General features: G+C 67.7%; 16 protein-coding genes. All 16 read right to left on the bottom strand.

The genetic code is table 11. The features are described 5' to 3' along the window. Positions 1-91: 91 nt before the first annotated feature. The 16 genes from ABE522_RS09170 to sctE all read right to left on the bottom strand — a co-directional run bounded on the left by ABE522_RS09170 (position 92) and on the right by sctE (position 23,407). A complete protein-coding gene (locus ABE522_RS09170) occupies positions 92-6,586 on the bottom strand; it encodes a hypothetical protein (RefSeq protein ID WP_346591439.1) in 6,495 nt (2,164 codons plus the stop codon). A 142-nt stretch (positions 6,587-6,728) separates the two neighbouring features. Further along, positions 6,729-10,583 carry a translocation/assembly module TamB domain-containing protein gene (locus ABE522_RS09165; protein WP_346591438.1) on the bottom strand — a complete coding sequence of 1,285 codons (3,855 nt, stop codon included), beginning with the start codon at positions 10,581-10,583 and terminating at the stop codon, positions 6,729-6,731. Next, complete coding sequence (locus ABE522_RS09160; protein ID WP_346591437.1) at positions 10,580-12,364, bottom strand: autotransporter assembly complex protein TamA; 1,785 nt, start codon at positions 12,362-12,364, stop codon at positions 10,580-10,582. Before ABE522_RS09160 ends, ABE522_RS09165 begins: the two co-directional genes overlap by 4 nt. A gap of 76 nt (positions 12,365-12,440) precedes the next feature. Further along, the gene (locus tag ABE522_RS09155; RefSeq protein ID WP_346591436.1) at positions 12,441-12,731 is read right to left on the bottom strand and encodes a hypothetical protein; all 291 of its coding nucleotides are present in this window, start codon (positions 12,729-12,731) and stop codon (positions 12,441-12,443) included. Further along, positions 12,728-13,426 carry a hypothetical protein gene (locus ABE522_RS09150; protein ID WP_346591435.1) on the bottom strand — a complete coding sequence of 233 codons (699 nt, stop codon included), beginning with the start codon at positions 13,424-13,426 and terminating at the stop codon, positions 12,728-12,730. The genes ABE522_RS09155 and ABE522_RS09150 overlap by 4 nt, the downstream gene beginning before the upstream one ends. Next, positions 13,407-13,952 carry a hypothetical protein gene (locus ABE522_RS09145; protein WP_346591434.1) on the bottom strand — a complete coding sequence of 182 codons (546 nt, stop codon included), beginning with the start codon at positions 13,950-13,952 and terminating at the stop codon, positions 13,407-13,409. The genes ABE522_RS09150 and ABE522_RS09145 overlap by 20 nt, the downstream gene beginning before the upstream one ends. Next, positions 13,945-14,733 (bottom strand): type III secretion system inner membrane ring lipoprotein SctJ, encoded by a 789-nt coding sequence (gene sctJ, locus ABE522_RS09140; protein WP_346591433.1) that lies wholly within the window; start codon positions 14,731-14,733, stop codon positions 13,945-13,947. The genes ABE522_RS09145 and sctJ overlap by 8 nt, the downstream gene beginning before the upstream one ends. A 3-nt stretch (positions 14,734-14,736) precedes the next feature. Continuing rightward, entirely contained in the window at positions 14,737-15,027 is a 291-nt protein-coding gene (sctI, locus tag ABE522_RS09135; RefSeq protein ID WP_346591432.1) for a type III secretion system inner rod subunit SctI, read from the bottom strand. Between the two features lie 67 nt (positions 15,028-15,094). After that, on the bottom strand, positions 15,095-15,403 hold the full coding sequence (locus tag ABE522_RS09130) for an EscF/YscF/HrpA family type III secretion system needle major subunit (RefSeq protein WP_346591431.1): 309 nt from the start codon (positions 15,401-15,403) through the stop codon (positions 15,095-15,097). A gap of 25 nt (positions 15,404-15,428) precedes the next feature. After that, positions 15,429-16,616: a PrgH/EprH family type III secretion apparatus protein gene (locus tag ABE522_RS09125; protein ID WP_346591430.1), complete on the bottom strand. Its 1,188-nt coding sequence runs from the start codon at positions 16,614-16,616 to the stop codon at positions 15,429-15,431. A gap of 111 nt (positions 16,617-16,727) precedes the next feature. Further along, the gene (locus tag ABE522_RS09120) at positions 16,728-17,249 is read right to left on the bottom strand and encodes a lytic transglycosylase domain-containing protein (protein ID WP_406846329.1); all 522 of its coding nucleotides are present in this window, start codon (positions 17,247-17,249) and stop codon (positions 16,728-16,730) included. A gap of 53 nt (positions 17,250-17,302) precedes the next feature. Continuing rightward, a complete protein-coding gene (locus tag ABE522_RS09115) occupies positions 17,303-17,560 on the bottom strand; it encodes an acyl carrier protein (RefSeq protein ID WP_346591429.1) in 258 nt (85 codons plus the stop codon). Next, the gene (locus ABE522_RS09110; protein WP_346591428.1) at positions 17,544-19,286 is read right to left on the bottom strand and encodes a hypothetical protein; all 1,743 of its coding nucleotides are present in this window, start codon (positions 19,284-19,286) and stop codon (positions 17,544-17,546) included. The genes ABE522_RS09115 and ABE522_RS09110 overlap by 17 nt, the downstream gene beginning before the upstream one ends. 13 nt (positions 19,287-19,299) lie before the next feature. Continuing rightward, the gene (locus ABE522_RS09105; protein ID WP_346591427.1) at positions 19,300-20,310 is read right to left on the bottom strand and encodes an IpaD/SipD/SspD family type III secretion system needle tip protein; all 1,011 of its coding nucleotides are present in this window, start codon (positions 20,308-20,310) and stop codon (positions 19,300-19,302) included. A 67-nt stretch (positions 20,311-20,377) separates the two neighbouring features. Further along, positions 20,378-21,685: a hypothetical protein gene (locus tag ABE522_RS09100; RefSeq protein WP_346591426.1), complete on the bottom strand. Its 1,308-nt coding sequence runs from the start codon at positions 21,683-21,685 to the stop codon at positions 20,378-20,380. A 39-nt stretch (positions 21,686-21,724) separates the two neighbouring features. Next, positions 21,725-23,407 (bottom strand): type III secretion system translocon subunit SseC family protein, encoded by a 1,683-nt coding sequence (gene sctE / locus ABE522_RS09095; protein WP_346591425.1) that lies wholly within the window; start codon positions 23,405-23,407, stop codon positions 21,725-21,727. Positions 23,408-23,525 lie beyond the last annotated feature (118 nt).

The raw sequence follows: 23,525 nt of genomic DNA, 5'->3' as shown, positions 1-23,525 counted from the left end.
TGGGTGAGCGGAGTAGCGTAAGGCCATGGGTCGGGGCCTGGCGGCACCGACGATGCCGATGAGCGATACCTGTCATCGCGCAGGCTCAGGCTCATGGGAGCGGGAACAGGCGCGGCGGGTTCCGGTGTGGCCGGATGGCGCCGCCATGGCCCGGGGGGTCGCCGTAGCCCATCTTGATATCCACGCCCGGCAATGTCTCCGCTGCCGAGCGCATCAGCAACTGGCAGTTGTTCAGGCAGGGCACCCGGTCCGAGAAAAGCGCCACCGAGCCGGTCACGCGGTCCAGCATTTCCGGCTTCTGCCACACGCCCGGCAGCTCCGCCTCCACCGCGTCGGCGACTTCGTTGAGGAACTGCGATTCGGTGCAGCGCCGCACCGATGAAAGATAGACATGATCGCCTACATGCAGCTCCGTACCCCCTACGTTGACGTGGGTGCGCAGCAGGCGTTGCAGTTCGGCCTCGCTGCGGATCCAGCGCAGTTCGGTGTCCGGGGCGCCCCGGGTCGCGCTGCCCGGCAGCTGGACGCGCGGTTCCACCACGTAGCGCCCGAAAGGATGGTCCTCGGTCATGACCCGGTGCAGCAACGCCTGCGGAGCTTCAAAATCGGCCTCTCCCGGTGTGGTGACGCCTTCGTGGCCCGGTCGCAGGCGCGCAGGCACCATCACCTTCTGCACCTTGACCCCCTCCACCTTCGAAAACCCGTGCCTGCCCCCCAACTGAGCGTTGGAGACGAACGCCTGCTGGTCCCAGGCGAGGGGACGTCCGTCGATCTGCAACGCGACGTCGGCCACCAGGATGTTGGCGGTGCCCAATGCCTCGCGCGCAGAGAATGCCTGCACGAAGACCGAGAGCTCCCTGGGTGCACTACGGGACTTCCAATGTGCCTTGATGAAATCGCGCAGACGCGCATCGTCGCTGGCATGGCTGCCGGGTGGATGGTTTCCCCCCCAGTAACTCGCCACCGTGCGTGAAGTGTCCTTTTCCAACCAGCCACGCGCGTCGGCACGTGCCTGTGCGAGCGCGTGGTCCAGCGCGGCTACAGCGTCCCGTCGCAGGGAAACGGCCGTGTCGCGAAGGGTCGACTGCCGCTCCAGGTCGTTCTGGTCAGGACGGCGCGCGCTGGCCGGGCAGGTTGCCGCGGTCGGGCAGGCGGGCTGGGCTGCGGCCTCCAGCAGGGCGCGGCGGTGCGGTTCGATGCGTGCCGTCGGCGCGGCCGTTTCAAGCGAGCGCAGCCGCTCGGCTACCGCGCTTCCCAGTCCCTTGGCGTTGCGCAGATCCATCGCCGATTCAGTGCCGACCACCGCACTCACCGCCTGCTGCCATTTCGCGTAAGGCTGCGCGTGACCGCGGACCTGCACGCCTTCGGCGTGGAACACCAGGGTATGCGTTCGCCCCCCATCGGCCAGCGCCATGTGCAACTGCGGACTGCCATGGGTATGCAGGACGCTGACCAGTTTCCACTTGGGCAACAGGGCGCCAAGCACGTCCTGCAACAGCGTCAGCGCTTCCACGGAGACTACCCGCCCCTCCAGCAGCGCCTGCCGCAGCGTGCGCTCGCCCAGCCGTGCCGATGCGTCGGCGATGGCATCAACCAGCGGCTGCGGCCGTTGATAGCGCAGGATGGCATCGGTGTGGTCGGGCAGGCCCTGGCGCACCTCTTCGGCCAGGCCGCGATCAAGGCCGAACTGCAGTTGCAGGGCGGCAACTTCCGGCCTTGCCACGTCCATGTCATCGGTCAACGTTCGCAACGCCGCCTGTACGTCGGTGCGCTGGCGCTTCACCGTCTGCTGCAGGTGCGCGGTGACCGGGGCGACCAGCGCTGCAGCCCCGGCACCCGCAGGCTGCTTCAGCGCCGCCGCGACGGCGTCCGGGTTGAGCAGCGCGATCACCTGCTCCAGCGTCGGCAGTTCCGCCTCGAGCTGAAGCCGGAGCAGCGGCTCGGCGCCCGTGCCGATCACGATGCGCCGCTGGCCGGTGTCCGCCGAGCCGGAATACAGCTCGATACGCCGACCCTGCCCCAGCACGGGGTCGTGGGCGAGTGCGCAGAGCATGGCCATGCGTCCCATGTCGCCGAGATCCGGTTCATCAAAGGAGACCTTGCCCGCCCCGATGCGACCCAGCACCATCTGCTGCGCGCTGTCACGCAGGTCGCGGCGCAGCGTGGCACTGACCTGCCCGCCGACCGGGCCATGCACGCTCAGCGCGCGATTGATCGCTGTGTCGTCAAGCAACCGCGTCGCCGGCACCGCAAGCCGCAGCACGGCCAGATCGGTCGTGTCCGCGGCGACCACGCCGCCGCCGCGCAATGCTCCGCGCGGACGCTGCGTCACGTGCCACGCGTCGTCCGCACGGGCCAGCAGCAGATCACTGCGGACGCGGCCACCGGGCGCCATCAGGTAGCGGCCGCCCCCGAGTTCGGACCGCACCTCGCTGCGGAACCAGCGTCCGTCGATGTGGACGAACTGCGCACCCTCCAGGTCGTACACGCCATTGCCCTGGGTGCTCAGGTGGCGGAGCTTCGGGTCGTCGAGATGCTCTGCCAGGTGCGCGTAGTCCGCGCTGCGGCTGGGCTGCGCCGGTTCGACCCGCCACTGCAGGGTGGTGCGGTCGTAACGCGCCATGCCCCCTGCGGGCTGGCCGCTGGCAGGATCCAGCAGCACCGCCTGGCCCGAGGCGCGGATGTCGCCACCTGCGGGGATGCGGTAATCGGCCTGCCGGGTCTGGATGTATCCCGGGCGGGTCGCACTGGCCTGCTGACGCAACGATCGCGGAACGCCGGCAGCCAGCAGCGGCCGCTTCATCGCAACCGCCAGTGCCGTGCCGGGGGCTGCATAGCTGAACAAGCGCAGCAGCGCGGTTTCCGCTGCCAGCTTGGCGGCCTGGCCGGAAACGCCCCTCGGGGAAAGCAGCGGCGCCAGTGTCCGGGCCGTCATCGACAACGCTTCAAGACGCAGCGGCAGCAGATTCTCGGCGAACTCGTACACCCCGCTCAGCACGGCGAGGATGTCTTTGCCGCGTTGCTCCCGGTCTGAGACCACCAGGTCATCGGCTTCGCGCTGCAGGTGGTCGACCCAACGCCGGTAGCAGGCATCAAGGGCATCGCCCTGATCCGGGGTTACCGAAAGTTCCGACCAGGTGTCCGGGGCATCCACGTCGTGGCGGTGGCTGGCGTCCGGCAGATGGGTTTTCAGCCAGTCGCGCATCGCCTCGCCGGCCAACAGGGCGTTGAGCTCGGCCTCGTTGTCGGCGGACAGGAACGGGCTCGGGCGCAGGCCGGCCACGTAGGCCTCCACGTGGCCATCTTCGGTACGTACGGCCAGGCTGCCGGGCAGTGCGGATGTCCGGTCGAACACATACATGTCATCGATCACGGCATGGGTGGTCCGCGTGAGCGGCCCAACCTGCGCCTGCTGCACCCTGCCCTGGTGCTCCGCCGCCCGGGATCCCGGGTGCATCAGCATCTGCCGCAGCACGGACGGACCCTGCAGGCGGTGATGGGCGAACGCCAGCTGTTCCTCCAGCGCGATCCGCGCCGGGAAGGTGTGGTGGAAGGCGCGCAAACGGAGGTCGCCCGGGCTGCCGCGCCGGCTGCTGTCGAACTGCTGCTGCAAGTGCCGCCGGTACGATCCATCCAGGTCCAGTCCGCGGATCCATTCGCGCATCAGCGCGGGCGTCAGAGAGGGAAGCGCCTTTCCCTGGGCATCGAACGCCTGCGCCCCCGCCCCGAACGGGATGTCGACGAAGCCGATGTTGCGGGTGGCCAGCTCGGCCAGGCTCAGATCATGCGGGATCGGCGGCAGCTGCCTCGCTCCGGCCGGGTTGTGCGGCAGGCCGACCGGCTCCGGTCGGAAGCGGACCTCCTGCCAGCGCACGCGGATATCGGCGGGCGTGGCGTGGATGCCGATACCATCCAGGTGCGCCCGCAGGCGCTCATCGATATGCCGCTGCAGCTGGTCGCCCGTGACGTAGTCCTGGGGCGACTGCAGGCCCGGCACCGCCGGCGCATCGACCAGCGCGTTCAGATAATCGATCCACGCCGTGGCCAGGCCGAGTGTGCGCGCGGCGTCCTGCACCGGTGCCTGCAGCAGGCCGTGGGCGGCCAGCTGTGCCAATGCATGTTCCACTACGCCGGCCCCGCCCAGGTAGGGGCTGACCAGCTCCACCAGCGACCGCACCGGTTGCGCCCGCTGCGCGCCCGCACGTCGGATGTCGATGCCGCCCTGCAGGACACGTTCAAGGACTTCTTCGCCGGTACGATCCGCGTCCAGTGCGGTGAACCCAAGCGTGACCGCGCCCCGGCCACCGCGTGCCGGCTGCAGGCGCTCCAGTGGGATCAATCCATACAACGCCGCACGCAGCACGGGATGGGCGTCCATGTCGCGCACCAGGGTGTCCAATCCGCCGGCGGTGTACTCAAGCAGGCCGATCCCGGGCAGCATCACCACGATAGGCCCGGTCGCGCTGCGCGGCGAGGTGTCGGTGGCATTGCCGGTGATCACCACCGCACCGGGTACGGCAACCCCGCTGCTGCCGTCCACCAGCAGTCGCATGCCGAAGCGACCGACTGCATGCGCGGCGGCGGGCGTGCCGTGGCGGTCCTGCTCCACCAGCTGCGTCACCAGGTCGGCCGCGGCCGCACTGAGGGTATTCCGGGCTCTCCCTGACTCTGCCTGCTCCTGCAGGTGATCGCCCCAGGCCCGTGCCAGTTCGGCGCGAACGGTGCAGGGCTGCCCGCCGCGCGCCGTTGCCTGCAGGTCCAGGTAGTCGGCGATCGCCGATTCCTGGCCGTCGCCTGCGGTCTCCGGCATCAGGCCCAGCCACAGCCGCAGCCGCGCCTGCGCCATGGCCGGCGCGTTGGAAGCCGGCGACACAACGGCCGTCAGCGCCTGCGGCTCGCCAGCGCCGCCCGCGACCGGTGCGGCTGCGTCCGCGCGCAACGGCATGGCGATCGCTGCCATGCCGCCGGAGAAACCGGCGAGGTCCACAGGCGCCACTGCCAGCGAGCCCGGTTCAGTAAGCGCACCGGTGCGTGCCTTCCGCGGCAGGTCCGGCGCGAAGGCGTGTCCGGCACTGCCCGCCGTCGCGCCCGGATGCTCCGTAGCGACGCGGTTGAGCGCCATCGCCTGCTGGACCTTCCCTGCCCGCGCCTGCGCGATCAGCGGTGCCGGATTACGCAGGTTGTCCACGCGTGCGCGCGCGATCGCGATGGCATCCACACGCCCGGGCCCGGGCGCAATCGAGCGCGCATGCAGCAGGCGCAGGCCGGCCTTGGCGCAACGACGCTGGTACGTACTGCGGGTGTCTGCCGGGCCTGCACCGATCTGGTCGATCTGTCGCTCCACGATGGCGCGGTAGTCCGCCCGTGCGATGTGCTGCGCCAGTTCGAACAAGCCCACCGAGGCCGGACGCAGCGGCGGGGCCCGGTCGGCCGGGAACGCTCCGCGCAATGGCCCGCGATCGGCTGGCGCGGTACCGGCCGCCACCGTCGACTGCGGCGGCGACAAGCCAACGAACAGCCGTGCCAGCGCTTCGGCCACGGCCGCGCGGTCGCCTGCCGGGGGCATGGCGAGCGGCGGCAAGGGAGCCGTCCGCAGCCCCTCCAGCGACGTGTCGATGCAGCCCTCGGCTTCCAGCAGCGCCTGCGTTGCCTGCCGGGTCACCGCCAGCAACGAGCGGTCGTTCGGTCGGTCCGCCCATATCGCGTACAGGGCACCCCGTTGCGCGCCGCTCCACGCCGGCAGCAACGTCTGCAGCAACGTATCGGCACGCTGACGCAGCCCATCGGACTGCACCTCACCGGTCTGCGGCGCGGTGGCATCGGACACTGCAGCCTGTGCGGTGATACCCAGGAATCCCGCGCTGCCCGCCAGCATCGCGGGCACCGCGACCGCCGGCATGAGCGTGGACAGCACGGCCGCCGTGCCCAGTGCCGCGGTCGCCAGGCCGACCTGCGCCAGGCCGCTGCCCGGCACGGGGGAAGCAATCAACTCCGTACGCAGCGCCGCCCATTGCCCGGCGTCGTGCAGCGCGCGCAGGCGGATTTCGCCACCCTGCCCATCACGCGGCAGGGCCAGTGCGCGCACCCACGTGGCAAGCGGCAGATCCTGCGCATGCAGGCGGATATCAGCGGTCAGTTGCTGGCGTTGCGCGTCCTGCAGGGTGGGAAACAGTGCCAGCAGCAGCTGATCCAGCACGTAGGGCACCAGCGCGCGCGACGCGCTTCCGTAGGCCGCGGCCAACGCATCGCCGAACGGCGCATGCAGCCATTGCAGTGCTTCGCGCAGCTGGTGTTCGTCATGCCCCGCCTGCGCGCCATGCTGCGCACAGGCGCACAGATGCTGTTGCAACGAGAGACCGGAAGAGGTCAGCGGCAGTGCCAGCAGCTCAGCGGCCAGCCACGCCTGGTGCAGCGAGGCGGGCGCGGGTGCTCCGCTCGCGGTAGGCCGCGGCAGGTTGGTTACCCGCTGCGGCAAGCAACGCAGTTGCGCGCGAGCGGCTGATGCGATCGGGTCGCTGGGTTTGGCGCTTTGCGGAACGCGCGGCGATGAGAATGCAGACGGGCGCTGGGAGATGACGGAATTCATGGAACGATCCGATGGGAAAGGCGCAGGCCATAGCCGGAGCGCGAGTCTCAACGTCGCCGCTCTTTCCGCCTTTCAATTCCCGCCCATCGAACGCATTGCCCGGTTTGACCCCGGGCGGCCGTTCACCTTGAACGCGGCGCCGCTACTTTTCGCGGCGCCAGTTCAATGAACCGCGGTTTTCCACCGTGCTCGATTCCACTTCGATATCGAAGCCACGACTGAGCAGGTACTTCAGCGTCAGCACCGAACCGCTGCCCACCAGCGAAACGCCGTAGCCGACATACAACTTCGGCGAAATGAACTTGCCCACCCCCAGCACCGACCCGCCCAGCGCGCGCGACTGGCTGACGCCGGCATCGTCCAGGCCCAGCTTCGCCCCCAGCTGCGAAGCCAGCAGGCCGCTTCCTGCCGACAGCGCAGCGGACGCGGCGTTGACCTGCTGGGTCTGGTCGCTGGTGGCACCGGTCAGGCTGCGGCCCAGCACCAGGTAACCGAGCGCCTCGGACTGCGACATGGAGGGATCCGACCACACCTGTGCACGGGGTTGCATGGCGCGCCCGGTGACATCGATGCCGGCGGTGATATCACCGATCCGGCGTTCGGCACGCAGGTTGATGCGCGGGTCGGACACCGGGTTGTAATTCCAGGTCAGCTGGCCGCGGGTGATGGTCAGGTCCTGGCCGTAGGCCTTGTAGCGACCGCTCACTTCCAGCCCGCCATTGGCGGTCATTTCACGGCCCGGCTTGGCCCACACCTGCATCCTGCCGGTCAGGGCGCCCTTCAGCCCGAAGCCGGCCATCTTGACGTTGTCACCAAGGCTCACGGTCAGGTCCATGTCCAGCGGCGAGGTCGCTGTTTCTTCGGGGTCCACCGGATCGAGCACCACCACGTCTGCCGATACGGACGTGCCGCGGTCAAGGCGTTCCAGGTCGATGTCCGCTTCCGGCACCCGCACTTCGCCCTTCAGCTGCATCGTGGTGCCGGCCAGGCTGAAGTCGAGGTTCGGGTTCGCCACCACGCGCAGTTCGCTGGTGTTGGACAGCAGCACGTTCTCGCCGTGGATATGCAGCTGCAGCGGCTGCGCATCACCGAACCACGACAGGCCGCCATCGACATACAGCGTGCCCTTGCCGGAATTGGCCTGCGCGGTGATCTTCGCCGAGCCATCCGGTTGTGCGGTGAAGTTGCCCTTGCCCTGTTCGAAGGTCAGGCCCAGCGCCGGGAACTCGCCCTTGAAGTCGCTCAGCGTGGCTTCGCCGCCGAGCAGGGGCTGGCTGCGGGTGCCGCGCAGGCTCACGTGTCCTTCGATCAGGCCGGTGGGCCGCACGATGTCCGGCGAGAACAGTTCCAGCCAGTACAGGCGCGCCATGTTGAGGTACAACTCGCCGTTCAATGGCGCGCTGGCATCCCAGCCGGTCTGCACCTTGGCATTGACGAAGCCATTGCCCTGGAAGCCCATGCCGAGGAAGCCATCGATCCGCGCCGGGGTCATGTCCAGCTTGACCGAGAACTGGTCGTACTTCAGCAGTTCACCGCGTGCGTTGTCGCCCAGGCGCACGCCGCCTTCGGCCGATCGCACCTCCACGTTGCCTTCCCAGGCGTTGCCACGCGGACGGATCTGCGCGTCCATCGTCACTTCGCCGCGCAGGTAGATGCGACGACCGGAGGTCGGCGGCAGCCACGGCTGTACCAGGGTCAGCGGCAGCGCATCACCGCGTACCACCAGCCCTTCGCGCGGCCAGTTGGCATGCACGCACAGCGCGCCGCCGGTGGCCGGCGCCAGGCAGGTTTCGCTCAGGCTGTAGTTGCTGCCGTTCACCGCGAAATCCGACGCGCTGCGCAGCACCCAGGGATCGCCCTTCTGTGGCGCCAGCCGCAATGATTCCAGCGTGCCGCGCCATTGCTGGCCCTGTTGGCGCACGCTGCCCTGCAGGTCCAGCGCGCCCATCTCGTTGCGGCCCTGCGCGGTCAGCCGCAGGTTGCTGACACTGCCCTGCGCATCCACGTTGACGCTTTCCAGCAACATGCCGGCATTGACGCTGCGGCCCTGCAGCGCCAGCGTGCCGCTGTCGCCGCTCCACGGCAGGCGTCCCTTCAGGCTGATCGCCTCCGCCGCGTAGTCGCCCCAGCGCAGGGTGCTGCCCACCAGGTCGGCGGTGATGTCCGGTGCGTCGCGACGCCCGTTGACCTGCACCGTGCCGCGCAGCCCGCCGTCGGCGCCGGGCAGCAGGTCGCTGAGCTGCAGCGGCTCGAAGCGCGCGTCGATGTCCAGGCGGTCGCCGACCTTGCCCGATGCCGTCACCCGGCTCGCCCCGATCGCCAGCTTCAGCTGGCCTTCGCCCTGGCTGCCCTGCAGTGCGAACCGGCCCTGTGCATCCAGTGCGCGCTGGCGCAGGGTGCCCTTCAACGAGGGCAGGTCGACGGTCGCTTCAATGATCCCGGTGGTGTCCGGCGCCGCATTGGCCGGCACCGGCAGCTGGCGGCCGGTGCTGGCGAAGTTGCCGGACAGACGACCGTCCCAACCCGGCAGGAAGTAGCCGGGATCGAACCCGTCGAGCGTCGCGTTGGCATCCCATTGCAGCTGCGGGGCCCACGCCACGTTGCCTTCAACGCCCAGCGTGCCGCCCGGCGTACGCGCCTGCAGCTGCTCGATGCGTGCCGCGTTTTCATTGCCGCGCACGTCGAACTGCAACGCCGCCTGCTGGCCATCGCGCGTGATGTCGGCGGTGCCGACCGCCGCCCACGCCTGCAGCGTCCCGGCCAGGCCCATGCGCGCTTCCTTCAGCGTCACCGGCACCGCGACGCTGCCGGCGGTGTTGGGATCCGTCGCTGGCGTATAGGTCAGGTCAGTGGCGACGATCGAGAAATGGAGTTTCTGGTTGTTCTGCTCGCGGAAGTCGGCGCTGCCCTTCAGGCGCACCTGCCCGCCGAACGCCTTGACCACCAGCGGTGAAACGTTCAGCACCTGGTCTTCCAGCTGCACGTTGGAGGGCGCCAGTTCGATCCGCTGGTCGCCGAGCTGCGCGACGCCCTGCAGGTCGGCATTGCCGCCCTTGCCGGCGGCGCGGACGTCCAGCGTGAGCGGTTCCAGGGTGGAGGCTGCGAGCGCTGGATTCAGCAGGCGCACGTCCAGCGCGTCGGTGCGCACACTGGCCTTCCAGGTCGGGTCGCTGCGCCCATCGAAGACCAGCGTCGCGTGCAGCGGGTCCGGCGCGCGTCCGGCCACCGCCACTTCCATATGGCCCAGGTCACCGCGGGCCACCAGTCCCAGGCTGGCCGGGGTACGGCCGCGTGGCGCCGGCAGGATGGCGGTGACACCGAGGTCGGTGTCGTAGTCGTTGGCCGGAATGTAATGCCCGTTGATGCGGACATTGCCCATGTCGCTGTCGACAAGCAGCTGATTGGCCTTGAACTCGCCATTGGCGATTTCGAGCCCACCACCGATGCGCGCGATGTCGATGGTCGGCTCCCCCCCGGTGGTGACGCGCAGGCCGTTGACCTGGATGACGTCGGCCTGGATGGCCAACGGCATTTCGATCTGCGGCAACGAACCGGGCCAGGAGGGAAGTTCGAACGGCTCCTCGCTCCTGGCCAGGTTCAGCGTGGCGTTGTCCAGCTCCAGCCGGTCCAGCAGCAGCTTGCGGCCCAGCAGCGGGCGCAGGTCCGGTTCCAGGTGCGCGCGCTCGGCATGGAAGTGGATGTCGTTGTAGCGGAAATCGACGTTGTGCAGGGTCAATGGCCCTGCCACCGGGCCCTCGGCCTTGTCCCAGGTGAAACTGGCCCCTGCCGGCAGGCGGGCGATCACCTGGGCCAGCAGTACGTCACGGCCGGCCACGGTCTGCAGCAGCCAGTAGAGCGCCAGCAGCGCGACCAGCACCAGGCCGAGCACCCCCACGCCGGACCACGCCCAGAAACGGCGGCGGCGATAGAAGCGCCGCCGCGGCACTGGCGGGTGTGCGTCGGGTGCGCTCGGCGGGGTCGGGTTCGGCGTGCTCACAGGTCAGCTCCGATGTTCAGGTAGATCTGGAACTGTGAATCCGGATCGTTCAGGCCATGCGCGATGTCCACCCGTACCGGGCCGACCGGTGACTTCCAACGCACGCCGAATCCGACACCGGTATGCAGATCGAGGGTGTTGTCGAACGCGCTGCCGGTGTCGACGAACACCGCGGCGCCCCACGGCCCGTCGTTGAAATAGTGTTCGTATTCGGCCGAGCCGACCACCAGGTGCTTGGCACCGAGCGCGAACTTGTCTGGTTCAGGCGTGCGCGGGCCCACTTCACGCCAGGCATAGCCGCGGATGCTGCGGTCACCGCCGGCGAAGTAGCGCAGGCTGGGCGGCATCGCGACCAGGTCGCTGGTCCAGGTGGTGCCGCCTTCGCCGCGCAGGATCAGGCGGTTGGTCTCGCCCAGCGGCACGTACCAGCGCAGCACCATGTTGGCCTGCACGAAACTGGTATCCGATCCGGCCCCTTCAACGCCGCCGCGCATCGTGGCACTGCCACTGATGCCGCTGCGAGGGAACAGGCGGTCATCGACATTGACGTAATCCGCCGCGATCTGCGGGTAGACCAGAGTGGAATATTGATAGACCGCATCGGTGAACTCGGTACCGGATGCGTAGCCCCAGCGTTCGCGCAGCGCGTTCATCGACGCGGTGGCGGTCCAGAACTCATTGATCTGGCCACTGCGGCTGGCAATCAGTTTCAGGTTGCGCAGGTCGATGTAATCGGTCTGCTCGTCGTAGGCGCTGGCAGCGAACGTGTACCAGCCATCAAGCCAGCGGAATGCGGGGATCCGGTAGCTGGTGGTCAGGCTTTTCCGCTTCTGCGCATAGTCGAGCTGCGTGTTCATCTTGTGCCCGCGGCTGTTGAGCCAGCGCCGCTCCAGCCCGCCGCGCACACCGGCGCCGCTTTCGCTGCCATAGCTGAGGCCGGTGGTGTAGATGCTCCGTTTGGCCCGCGTCAGGTTGACGTCCACTGGCACGTTGCCGTTCTCGTCGGCGTCCTCCGGTTTGGGCTGTATGTCGATGGTGCTGAAGTAGTCCAGCTTGGTCAGCGACTCGCGCAGCCGGTCCAGCTTGCCTTCGTGGAAATAGCTGCCCTCTTCCCAATACACCAGCGGATCGAACAGCTTGTCGACGAAATAGTTCTGCTTGAAGGTGATCGGCCCCATGTTGTAGCGGCGCCCGCTGTCCCACGCCAGGTCGATGTCGGCGGCGTTTTCGGCCCGCGTGACCTGGACCTGATGCTGGGTGTAATCGGCGTCGAAATAGCCGCGCTCGGCCAGGCGACGGGTCACCGTGATCTTGCTCGCTTCGTACAAGGTATGTTCGAAGGCGTCACCCTTGCTTGGCTTGAACGCGTCCAGATCATCCTGCAGGTAACGGTCGTACATGGCCGGGCCGGTAATTTCGATGTGCTCCTTGCGGACCCGTACCGGCTCGCCTTTCACGACATTGATGACCACCCTCAGTTTCTCACCCTCGCGCGGCGCTTCCACGGTGATGGTCGGGTTGTAGAACCCGAACGGCTCAAGCGCTTCGCGGGTTTGCCGCTCCGCCTGCGACAGCAGATACTCCAACCGGGATTCTCCCTGCACCTTGCCGATCGTGTCGAAAAGCGTCAGCGAGACCTCGATGTTCTCGATGATCTCGGCGTCGTCACCTTTATCCAGGCCGTGGATGTCCACCTTTTCAATCGTGCCGCGCGCATGCGCCAAGGGGCTGGCCAGCAGGGCAAGGCAGATCAGGGGAAGGGCGATTTTCGGTAGCTGCATCGTCACAGCATAGCCGGGGGCGGCGGCATCGGGAATGAAGAGAACAACCTCGCCGCGCCCGGCCCGGGCCTGGCGGTCAGATGTCGATGCTGAGGGGGGGGACCCCGGTCTCTTCCTCGTCGCCCAGCATGAGCCGATCCTTGAACGCCACCCACGCCCAGCCCGCGATGGCGGCCTGCATGTCCGTGATCGGTTGCGGCAACGGAGTGAGCGCTCCTTCCCCTGCCCCGGTATCGTCAGGAACACTGATATCGGCGTCAGCGGTGCCCCGGCCCTGGGCCAGCACGCGCTCGGCAAGCGACAGGGGACCACCCGTTTCCTGCGACGGCATCGAAGCGGGGGACCTTGCAGCAGCGATCGGGTTCATTGCGATTCCTTGAAGTGAGTGAAACGGCGTGTCTGGTTGGCGGCATCCAGCGCCTCCAGCACATCGGCGCTGTAGTTGCTGGCGAGGAGGTTCAGGCGGTCCTGCACACCAGGCAGCGCCTGGCCCAGAGCAAGCTCCACGTCTTCCAGCAGGCTGCCCTGCAGGTCCAGCTCCCATGCCAGCGCGCCCAGTTCCAGCAGCGGCAGCTGACGGTCCGCCGGCCGGACATCGAGCGCATGCAGGCGCGGATCGGCGCGCAGTGCCTGCAGCAGGATTTCGTGCTGCTGCGGAACATGCAGCACGGCCTGGGTGGCGTCGTCGGCCTGCGCCGACCGGTGGATGAATGCACTGCAGATCGGCTCGATGACGACATCCGGTGCGGCGTTCATCGCGTGCAAGGTGGCATGGACGTGGTCGCGCACCGCCGCGGCGAGCGTCAGCTGCTCCCGCCGCACGCCTTCGATGACGTGCTGCAGGGCGCCCAGTGCATGCAGCACGCCGTCCCGGTAGCCTTCGAAGGCAGCGGCAGCGCGCAGCTCACGCCCTTCCAACCGGGCCTGTTCACGCTCGCGCGTCACTTGTCGACGCGAAAACGCCTCGACGCGGGCAAGGTCGATGCCCTGCTGGACGCTGGCCGCCTGGATGACATTGTCGACGGCGCGTTCCAGCAGGCTGTCAGGATAGGTCTTCAGCATGGTTCCAGGCACTCAGGAAGCAGGTCATGTCAAACGGATGATTGGCGCCGGCGGCTGCCTCCGGCAGCGCCGGCAGGCCTTCGAACCACAGGGCGATACGCGCATGCAGCCAGTCTGGAAGCTGGCTGCGCAGCCCTTGCTGCAGCTGCTGCCCGCCCCAGGCCAGCAGCATGTCCGGTGGCGGCGGATACGGCCAACGGACAGAGGCTTCGGGAAATCCCAGCCGCAGGAAGGCGTGCAGTGCGGGCGGCTGGCTCGCCAGCCAACGGGCTCCCAGCACCTGTCGCCGCTGCCCGGCGCACGCCAGCAGCCAGGCCGCCGTGGGGATCCGCCACCAACCGCGGATCACGCGGTCCACCAGCGGTGCAACCGTGCCCACATCCGCGGGCGCGGGTGGCAAGCGATGGACGTGGCAGAGCCAACGGTTCAAGGCGCTGCGCTGCGAAGCGGACAACGGCGCCTGCGCGGCCTGCCAGGGCCGGTAGTAGGCGAGCGGATCATGCAGGATGCGCAGGCGATCATGCATGGGTTGGTCCGGACGCATCCCGGCGACGGCGGCGGAGGCGATCCACCACGTCACGGGCGCGTGGGTCGCCACGCTTCAACAGCCAGCCGCCAGCGGCGGCCAACAGCAGCAATCCGATCGACGGCAGCAGCAGCCACATCCACACCGGCGGCGGCGCGTCGGCCGGCGTCACTGCCAGGCTGCGCGGCTCGGCAGCCGGGGTCAGCACCACCGACACGTTATCGTAGGCAACATCGACGAAGGCATTGCGCAGGAAGCGCTTGGCCGTGGCCAGCAGCACCGCCTGGTCCATGTCGGCCGAATGGGCAAGCACCGCGGCGACATGCATCGCCGGCGGCCTGCGCTGCTGCAGGCTGCCCTCGACCGGGCCGGCATCGTAGCTCACGTGCACGCGCGCGCGCTTCACTCCGACCAGCGTGGTCAGCGATTCCTCCAGCCGCTGTTCGATGGCAGACAGCAGGCGTGCACGCTCTGCCAGTGGCGTACTGACCATCGCATCGGCGGGAAACAACGCGGAGATCTGGGTGCGGGGTGCGGAGGGAAGGCCTTTCAGCTGCACCAGGTCGATGGCCTCGGCCAGGTCGTCCGCACCGACGCGCACCACGAAGCCGGCCTTGCCCTGCAGGCGCTTTTCGGCGGGAATGTTGTGGTGGAGCAGCGCCGCCACCACTTCATTGGCCTGGCGCTCGTCCAGGGCCTGCAGCAGTTCGGAGCGCGCGCAGCCGGCCAGCAGCAGGCACAGCAGCGCGGTCAGCATGCGACGCGTCGTGAAACCGATCATGGCTCAGCTCTTCACCAGCGTTTCGATGCCCTTGGTCGCGTGGCTGACCAACGATGAACTCAATGCGATCTGTTTGGTGTAGGCATCCAGCTGCAGCTGCAGCGCATGGATCCGGGCCGGGTCGCTGGCGACCGCCGGATCATTGGCCGCGGCCAGGATGGCGTCGCGTTCGCGGCCCGCCCACACATAGCTTTCGGCGAAGGCCTGGTTGAAGCGGCTGGAAAGCGGAACGGGCACGCCGTCCACTTCTGCAATATCGAAGTCGCCGGCGGGTGCGGTGGCGATGATACTCATGGGGGATTTCCTCGTCGCGAAGGACGGCCCACGCTACGCGCAGGCCGCAGGGCTCAGGGCTCAGGGCTCAGGCCAGGTTGCGGATGACCGACTTGCTCTGGTCACTCAGGCTCTTGGTCGAATTCGACTGCAGCATCCGGTACATGTTGTATTCGGACAGCGCGGCCTGGTATTGGGCGAGCATCGCGGGGTTGCTGGCGTTGCCGTCATCGCCCAGCTCTTTCATTATCTCCTCCATCCTCGTCTTCAGGTCGTTCACACCGTCGTCGAACATCTTGGAGTGGTTGGACATCCATCCCTTCCAGTTGTCCGAATTGCCGGTCCCGTCGCCCGGGTCTTCCCATCCGCTCGTGGTGATGGGCAGTGTGCTGTTCATGGTGATCTCCAGTCTGGGTAGTGATTCAAGGCGCCGCCTGGGATGCGGCAGCGCGGGCGTAGTCCCAGCGGCCGCTGCCCACCGACAGCAGCTGGCCCGGGGAATAGCGGTAGGAACGGCCCTGCAGCAGGTCGTCCCACAGCTGGGGTGCCAGGCGGATGCGGCGCGTCCCCCACTGCTGGTGGAACGTACGCGCGGCGCCGGCCATGGCGTTCAATCCGGCATCGTCGAGGAACACGTCATTGACGATGCTGACCCGCTCTCCGCGTGGTTCGCTGCGGGTGCTGATGCCCAGTACACGCATCTGCTGTCGCGCCAGGGCGATCAACTGCTGGTCGCTGATGGCCGACACCCGCGCCTGCTTGAGATACGGCGCGTGGGGTGCCAGCACGGCACCGACCTGCGCGGTGCGTGCGGCGGTCAAGCGGCCGCTCAGCACCACGTCCGGGCGTGCCGGGTCATCCAGCCTCACTACCACCGGCTCCATGCCGGCGGCGATCAGCGCGCGTTCCAGGCGCAGGGCCTCTTCGCGGCGCAGCAGATGCGTGTCACTGCGCCGCTGCGCGCGGCGGCTGGCACGCTCGCCCCAGCTGCGCGCCGAAGCGCTGTCACTGAAGGCATACAGGTGTCCATCGTTGCCAGCGGCAATCGTATAGTCCGCCGGTGCATTGGACAGCACACTGGCCAGGCCGCGCACGCGTGCTTCCGGCTGGTGCTGCCAATGGAACCATGCGGCCCCTGCCCCTGCGGCGAGCAGCGCACCGATGCCAAGCAGCAGTGCCGGACGACGGCGGACGGGACGCGCGACGGTATCCGCTGCCGCAGCGACGGGAAACTCCATCGGCAGCGCGGGTGGCACGAACGCAAGCACCTGCGCCGACCACTCGCCCGGTTGTTCGCGTACGGCGAAATGGATGCCGGCCACCTGGATCGGTTGCTGCAGCGGCAGCGCACGCCATGTCCAGCCGGCGTGTTCGTCCGCGCGCTCGCCCAACTGCAGCCCGCCCTGCGTGCCCGCTGCCTGCAGCGCGAAGGCGGCAGCCGGCAGGTCCGCAGGGATGAAATAGGCGCGGTCATCGGCATCGAGCAGCTGTGCGGCACGGCCATTGGCCAGGTCGTCCTGCGGGCCCACATGGAATACGGTTGCACCGTCGGCTATGGAATATTCGACGCCGCTCAAGCTGCCCGCAAGGATTCTCAGTACATGCAACATGGGATGATCAACAGAGGGTGACGTGCCGTGGTTGGCGCTGGCTATGCTGCGGGCGCATACGCGGCGGCGATATAAGCCGAGTTGTAAATACCGCCACCGTGAGGTGTCGAATCAGTGCGCGTAGCGTCGCCGCACGGCGCGGACGTAGGCCTGCGTTTCGGCAAACGGCGGGACCCGGTTCCCATGCCGACGTACGCTGCCTTCGCCGGCGTTGTAGCCCGCCAGGGCCAGGTCGAGGTCCTGGTCGAAGTGGTCCAGCAGCCATGCCAGGTAGCGCGCGCCACCGCGCAGGTTCTGCGCGGGATCAAGCCGGTCACGCACGCCGAAGCGCGTGGCGGTTGCCGGCATCAACTGCATCAGGCCTGCCGCGCCGGCAGGCGAAACGGCGAGCGGGTCGAAGCCGGATTCCTGCTGGACCACCGCCTGCAGCAGCGCCGGCTCGATGCCGACCTCTGCGGCGACCTGCCACAGCAGCGGCTGCCATCGCGAGGCGTCCGCGCGGTCCCCCGGTGGACGTCCCAGCGCCTTGCGGGGGGTGGACGGCTGAAAGGCAAGCAGCCCGCGCACGGGTTCATCGGCCACCACCAAACGGCCGTCGGCGGACACCCCCGCGTAGAAGGATGCCGCCTGCACGGAAGAGGCGCCGGCAGCGAGCAGAACGCCCGCGGCCAGGCGCCCCGCCCGGGTCACCCGGCGACGCACTGCAGCCGGCGCACGGTCGCCTCCAGTTCGGCCACCGTGCGCGCGCCGGCCAGTGCATCGGCAGTGATGACCACGTCGAACCGCTCTTCGATCGTCACCAGCAGATCGGCCATTTCCAACGAATCCATGCGCAGATCTTCCACCCGTCGGTCTCCGCGATGTATATCCATCGCGGAGACCGAGCCGGTGACCAGGGCGATCAACTGCCGCACGCCCGTGCTGGTTTCATCGGACCCGCTCATGCGCGTCTACGAAGTGCGATGCGGATGGCTGTTTACCTGGCTCGAAGGCCGTTGCCAGCCGGCCGAACGCTGAGGCGCGATCAGACTTGTCCATGTTGAACCCGCGCGCACTGCTTGCAACGGTCTCCTCCTCGTCTTCATCCTGTTCAACAGAGCGAGCCGAAACGAGATTGTCCGGTATGGGGTGAGCACCACCATTGGCGACGTGCTGGTAGCGCGCGTTCTGCCTGAGGTCGCTCAGCAGGCTCCCCAACAGTGGATGGACAGGCGCTCCAAAGCGCCCCGTGCCGCTGCTGCGCTCGTTGCGCGGCGGGTCCTCGCGCGCTGTTTCGTCCTCCTCAACCTGCTTCTCGACTTCCAGATCTTCAACCTGCATTTCTTCGGTCTCCGAGTCGACTTCGATCATATCAATACCCTCGTCCAGCGCTTGTTCCTCCAGATCATCCACCTCCGGCAGCGCCTTGATCGTCAGTGGCACCGCGTCTGCTGTCTTTTCCGGACGCGGGTCCTTGTTGCCCTGGAAATTCCAGCCATCCTGGTGGACGGTCTGCTTTGCGTTGTTCTCGATGTGGATGTTGGGCGGCTTGATCGCGCCCAGTACGCTGACCAGATGCTTGACGAAGTCATTGACCGGCTCCGCAGGCTTGCCTGCCGGCGGAGGCTTCGGCTCTTCGGCGCTCTCCACGAACTGCGGCAACAGCGGCGCGTCCTGCAACAGGCCACTCGCATTTGCGTTGTTCATCCTATGGGTGAGTGCCGAGAACCCTTGGGCGTTGATGAGCTCCGGCAACCGGGCCCGCAGCGCCTCAGACGACATCCCGGGATTCTTCCGCTCCAGGGCGTGCACCAGCGCGGGGGCCAGATCGGCCAACAGCCGGTCCTTGACGACTGAATAGCCTATGGCAGCGACCGTCGTCTCGATGCCATCCTTCAGCTTCTTGATTTCCCTGCTCGAATGATGTGCGAAGGCGCGATAAACGCCGGAATAATCACCTCTTGCCGCCTTCAGATAGCCCTTCAGCTGCTTCTGCAGTGTTGCGTGGGCCTTCGGGTCGCCTATCAGTTCCGGCATGGTCAGCAGGCGGCAGGCATCGAGGATGGCCGTGCCACCTTCCGACCTGGCGTGATTTCTCAGCAGGGTTTCCACCTCGGGCGGCGTAACGCCCAGCCCGGCAAGCACGGTCCGCGCGCAGTGCTCACGCGACATGCTCGATTCATCTATCTGCGCCCTGCTGAACAACGCGTCGGGCGGCGTTGCCCCCTGCGGTGTGCGAAGCCCGTCGATCGCGCCAGCCCGCTGGTCCCACTGCTGTATCAGCGGCGAAAGTTCGCGCGCGATATCCTGGCCGTGTTGCCCCTGGTAGCGGGGCGATTGCTGGCCCAGGTCAAGCGGGTGGCTTCGCTCCATCTGCTTCGCGTAGTCCGCACGATGCAGGCCATCGCCGCCATCGCTGTCGCCCATGCCAAGGTCGCCGTCGAAGCCCGAAGCGTCATGCATTTGCCCGAGTTCATGGAGACTGTTCAGGCTGTCGAGCGATGGGGCGTACCGCAGCTGGAAGCCCGCTGCTTCCCCATGGGACTGCGGCGATCGTGCCGCACCAGGCGTGGGTGGCATGGAGCCATTTCCGACGCCGACGTTGTCGAACCCATCTGCCGCGCTCTGGCGCGCGTGACTGAAATTAGGGGTCCGCAGGGGCGAGGATGAAACTTGATTTTGGTAGGGCATATCTAATCTCCTGTCAGCCGGCCAATGCCTGTATGAACGCCCGATCCGCTTCAGTGACGGCGTCGATGGTGCTGCTGAGGATCTTCACCAGCGAGTCCCACATCTGCAGCTGCCGCTGGTATTTTTCAGGCATCGCGCGATTGATGAAGTTGAAGCGCTCCATCATCACTTCCTTCTGAGCCATCAGTTCATTCAGCGCACTCGCGCTGATCGGGCCGACGTCGGCAGGAAACACGTTCTGCAGTGAGTTGATCAGGTCCGGATCGATGCTGATCTGCCAGCCGCCGCCAGGCTGCACCTCGACCACGCTCAGGCCTTCGATACCCAACTCCGCGAGAAACTGCCTGGCGGCCGCTTCGGTGCCAAATACTTCACCGAACCCCTTGGTGGCCCACGTCGTCCTCAGCTTGTCGAACTCCCCGCGCAAGGCAGTGAAGTCGACGTGGACCATGCCGTCTTTGTCCGGCTTTCCAAGCTGGTCCCTGAGGTCGGCCAGGATATTGGTCAGTTCCTTGTAGAAGGCGACATACCCCGCCAGCAGCCCGCTGTATTTGCTGATCCAGTCGCGCTCAAGGCGGGCTATCAGATCGGCGATTTCCTTGAAGAAGTCGCTGTGCGATCCGTCCGCCGCTTGTTCCGCGTCCTCGATCTGCTCGGATGGAAGTACGCCATGCAGAGCCTGTCGGGCGTCCTGCATGATCTGCCGGGCCTGCAGATCGTCCGGGTCGGCGTCGGCCATGGCGGGCCACGGCGAATGGCGCACCGCGTCGACAACCAACGCGCGCTTCCTGTGCTGGAACAGCGCCTCCTGGTGGGTTGCCAGCTGAAGCAGCGATTGCTCATCGTCGGCCGGCACGCTGCTGCCCGCACCGTACGTGGCGAGGTGCAGCAGCAGCGGCGAGGCGGGAATGCGTGGCGAGGATGTCGCACGCTCGGTGGCGGTTTCGATGGGCGCCTCGCGTCCACCGCGGAAGGCGGGCGGCGGCGCGATGCCGACGGACGTGGAACTTGGCTCGGTTCTCATGGGATGCTCCGTGACAGGGAGGCCGGGGCGCAGCGGCGCCACCGGTCAGGGAAAGGACGGCGTGCGGTCAACGGCGCATGTTGCCGATGACATGCTTGGCCGCGTCCTGGTTGTCCTGGGCCAGGGTGACCAGGGTGTTGAACATCGCCTGCTGGCTTTCGCTGCTCTTGTTGGCGTCCTGGTTGATCTTGCTGCCGAGGTCGACTTCGATGTCCTTGTTGATGCGGTCACGCTCGGAATCAACCGTATGGCCCGTGGCCTCCAGTTCCAACGGGGTTCCCGCGGCGTTGCCTACGCCGACGCTGGTCTGGGTGACGGCCTGGCCTGCGTTGGCCACTACGCCGGTCTTGGTATTGCTGACGGCGAGTTTTGTTTCGCGTACCGCGGACGTTTCCTGCAGCGTCTGCGGACGCTGCCGCAGCGTTTCTACCTGGGGCGGACGCGCGGTGGCACCGGCCGGCGCGTTGTTCATGCCCACCGCAGTGTTGCTGTTGGCATGGCTGGCATCGGCCGTCGTTGCGTCGGCCGTTGTCTTGTTGCCGCGAAGGTTCTGCACACCCTTGTAGGCCGCAGCCGCGCCCAGGCCAACGCCACCGGCGGCGACCAGCCCGCCCACCACGGCGGTGACGATCTTGGCGGACTGGGTGGCTTTCGCCGATGCCACCATGCTGTCGGTCATCGCGCCCAGCGACTGCACGGCCAGTTCGACCATCGCCACCGCCTGTTCGCGCTGGCTGGCGCTCATCTTCATCAACAACGCCACCAGCAGGAGGACGAAATCGGTGCGCGCATTACCGCCCCGCCCCAGCTTCAGTTCCTCGTCGGGCCGCTGGGCCAGTGCGTCCAGCACGTCGCGCGCGGCCGGTGCATCGCTCAGCAGGGCGTGCAGCGCTTCCATGCCCGGCGGCACGCCGTCGGCGGTGCCGGCCAGTGCGCGCACCTCGGCAGGGGTCGGCAGCACCAGCTGTCCATCGGCCGTGGCCAGGTTGATCAGCGTCTTCGCCTGCTCGACCAGCAGCGCAGGCGGGAGGGTGTCAGCGCCGGCAACGGCAATCGCGGCGCTCCGGTGCAGCACGGCGAATGCTTCCGCGGTCGCGCCGGGTACCATCGCCGGATGCTGGCCGGCAATCAACGGCAGCAGCGCTCCCAGCCCGGCAAACCCGGCCGCCGACGCAGCCGGCGCAGCGAGATCGGGGGCGGCGCGGCGTGCGGGATCCTGCCGCGATCGTTCGTTCTTCCGGGCCACGCTGTCGGCAGCGCGTCGGGCCTGCGCTTCGTCCTGCGATGACGGCACCGGGGCCGAATCCAGCGCGGGCGCGAATCGCTGCGCTACCTGCTGCAGCACCGGCTGCGGGAGGGAGGAGATCTGTGACATGGAAAGTTTTCCTGTAGAGGGTGAAAGAAAAGGGCGCGCTCAGGCGCGGTGGCGCATATGGCCGATGACGTGGGCAGCGGTGTCCGCGCGGTCCTGTTGGACCTCGCTCATCTGCGCCACCAGTTCAAGCGCGAGGCGATGGGTCCGGCTGCCTGCCTCGGCGATCATCCGCATCATGTCCTGCAGGACCTGATCACCGAACAGGCTCTCCTGGATCATCTTCAGCAGCTTCTTGACCTCGATCATGATGCCGGCGACGACGATCTGTCCGACGTTGTGCACCGTCTGTCCGATGGCGCCTGCCGCCTGGGCCACGAACTGCATCACCTTTGACGCCTGTTCGATCATCCGCGCCGCCGCCGTCGCGGTGGTTTCCACCACGCCCTTGGCTGCGAGTGCTGCCGTCCTGCTTGCGGCCGCCAGGTTGCCGGTGACCAACATCGCCGCGATGATCGCGACCATGACAACCACGGTGGCGAGGATCGACCCGATCTGCCTGGCCAGTGCCTCAGCAACACCGAATGCGATCAGCGCACTGGCTATCACCTTGCCAACCTGTTCCACCGCCTTGCCGACAACAGAGAAACCCGTGGTCATGCCCACGATGCTGTCGATGGTGAGCATCATGCCCATCACACCGCCGGCGATCAGCGCCACGTTGCCGTGCAACGCGCCCACCACGATGGCGCCGATGCTGGCGATCGCGCCGACCGCAGCGCCGATCCAGCCGAAGATCTTGCCGGCGCAGCCGGTCTTCTTCTCGGCATCGCGTGCCCGCTGCAGTTCTTCTTCATGCTGGCGGATGCGTTCCTGCTCCTTCGCCTGGCGCGCCTTGATGGTCTGGATGGTGAATGCGCTCATGTCCTTCATGGTGCTGTCGGCGTGATTGCCCATCAGCTTGCTGATGATCGCCATCAGCATGGTGAGCGTGTCGGCGGCGTTCAACTTCCGCTCCGTCTCACCGCCAACCATCGGCTGCCCGTGATTGAAGCCGCGCAGTCGAGCCTCCTGCTCATCCAGCTCGCCGAGGGTGGCGTCGAGCAACGCGACGGCGTCATTCAGCGCCTTCGAAGCGGCGTCGAAACGACCCTGCGCCTGCTGCAGGACCTCGCGTGCGGAAGCGAGCTCGGCCTGCTTGGCCGCATGAGCCGGGTCGGCCGGGTCCAGGGCATCCAGCTCGGCCTGCAACCGCTGGACGTTCTCATGCGCCAGTTCCAGTGCGCCCTGCTGGGCACCGGCCTCGCCCGCCGCGGCCTCCGCCGCCGTCTGCGCCGCCAGGGCGGCATCCAGCGCCGCCTGCATCTCGGCCGACAAGTAGCCCGCCTGCTGCGCACGTGCCTGCAGGTTCGAGCGGTAAGCCTGCAGCCGCTGCTCGATCCGATCGAAGCGCTGATCGCCAAGGGCTTGCTGCAGATGGCCCAGCCACAGGGTCAGCAGGCTCTCCGGCGGCAGGCGCCGGCCCTCATCGCCGGCCGCCTGGTGCAGCCGGGCCAGGTCCGGCGCGCGCAGCGCCACCGCGTCGTTGTGGGGCGGGGTGGCGTCCGGGCCCTGCGGGGCCCGGGCGGCGAAGGTTGCGAATACCTCTGCGGTCACCCGCTCCAGTTGCGCGACGGGCAGACGGACACCGAAACCTCGGGCCGCCTCGATGGCCGATTCGTGGCCGCTACGACGGAGCACCAGCGGCAGGGGCGGCGCAGGCGCGAGGGAAAGGGATGCGGTCATGGACGTTCCTCGTGGGATTGTGCCGGCCGGAGCCGGGGGCCCGGCCCGCTGGGCGGGGCGGTGGGCCAGTGGGTGGTTCAGCCGGGCCAGTATCCCGATCGATGACCACCCCAACTTT

It is taken from the genome of Stenotrophomonas lacuserhaii (assembly GCF_039674585.1).
Taxonomy (GTDB): Bacteria; Pseudomonadota; Gammaproteobacteria; order Xanthomonadales; family Xanthomonadaceae; genus Stenotrophomonas; species Stenotrophomonas pennii_A.
This window is presented reverse-complemented; position numbering and strand designations above follow the sequence as displayed.

Excerpts from the sequence above, each read along its gene's own strand:
- ABE522_RS09170 (WP_346591439.1), bottom strand. The coding sequence starts at position 6,586 with ATGAATTCCGTCATCTCCCAGCGCCCGTCTGCATTCTCATCGCCGCGC.
- ABE522_RS09160 (WP_346591437.1), bottom strand. The coding sequence starts at position 12,364 with ATGCAGCTACCGAAAATCGCCCTTCCCCTGATCTGCCTTGCCCTGCTG.
- ABE522_RS09155 (WP_346591436.1), bottom strand. The coding sequence starts at position 12,731 with ATGAACCCGATCGCTGCTGCAAGGTCCCCCGCTTCGATGCCGTCGCAG.
- ABE522_RS09150 (WP_346591435.1), bottom strand. The coding sequence starts at position 13,426 with ATGCTGAAGACCTATCCTGACAGCCTGCTGGAACGCGCCGTCGACAAT.
- ABE522_RS09145 (WP_346591434.1), bottom strand. The coding sequence starts at position 13,952 with ATGCATGATCGCCTGCGCATCCTGCATGATCCGCTCGCCTACTACCGG.
- sctJ (WP_346591433.1), bottom strand. The coding sequence starts at position 14,733 with ATGATCGGTTTCACGACGCGTCGCATGCTGACCGCGCTGCTGTGCCTG.
- sctI (WP_346591432.1), bottom strand. The coding sequence starts at position 15,027 with ATGAGTATCATCGCCACCGCACCCGCCGGCGACTTCGATATTGCAGAA.
- ABE522_RS09130 (WP_346591431.1), bottom strand. The coding sequence starts at position 15,403 with ATGAACAGCACACTGCCCATCACCACGAGCGGATGGGAAGACCCGGGC.
- ABE522_RS09125 (WP_346591430.1), bottom strand. The coding sequence starts at position 16,616 with ATGTTGCATGTACTGAGAATCCTTGCGGGCAGCTTGAGCGGCGTCGAA.
- ABE522_RS09115 (WP_346591429.1), bottom strand. The coding sequence starts at position 17,560 with ATGAGCGGGTCCGATGAAACCAGCACGGGCGTGCGGCAGTTGATCGCC.
- ABE522_RS09110 (WP_346591428.1), bottom strand. The coding sequence starts at position 19,286 with ATGCCCTACCAAAATCAAGTTTCATCCTCGCCCCTGCGGACCCCTAAT.
- ABE522_RS09105 (WP_346591427.1), bottom strand. The coding sequence starts at position 20,310 with ATGAGAACCGAGCCAAGTTCCACGTCCGTCGGCATCGCGCCGCCGCCC.
- ABE522_RS09100 (WP_346591426.1), bottom strand. The coding sequence starts at position 21,685 with ATGTCACAGATCTCCTCCCTCCCGCAGCCGGTGCTGCAGCAGGTAGCG.
- sctE (WP_346591425.1), bottom strand. The coding sequence starts at position 23,407 with ATGACCGCATCCCTTTCCCTCGCGCCTGCGCCGCCCCTGCCGCTGGTG.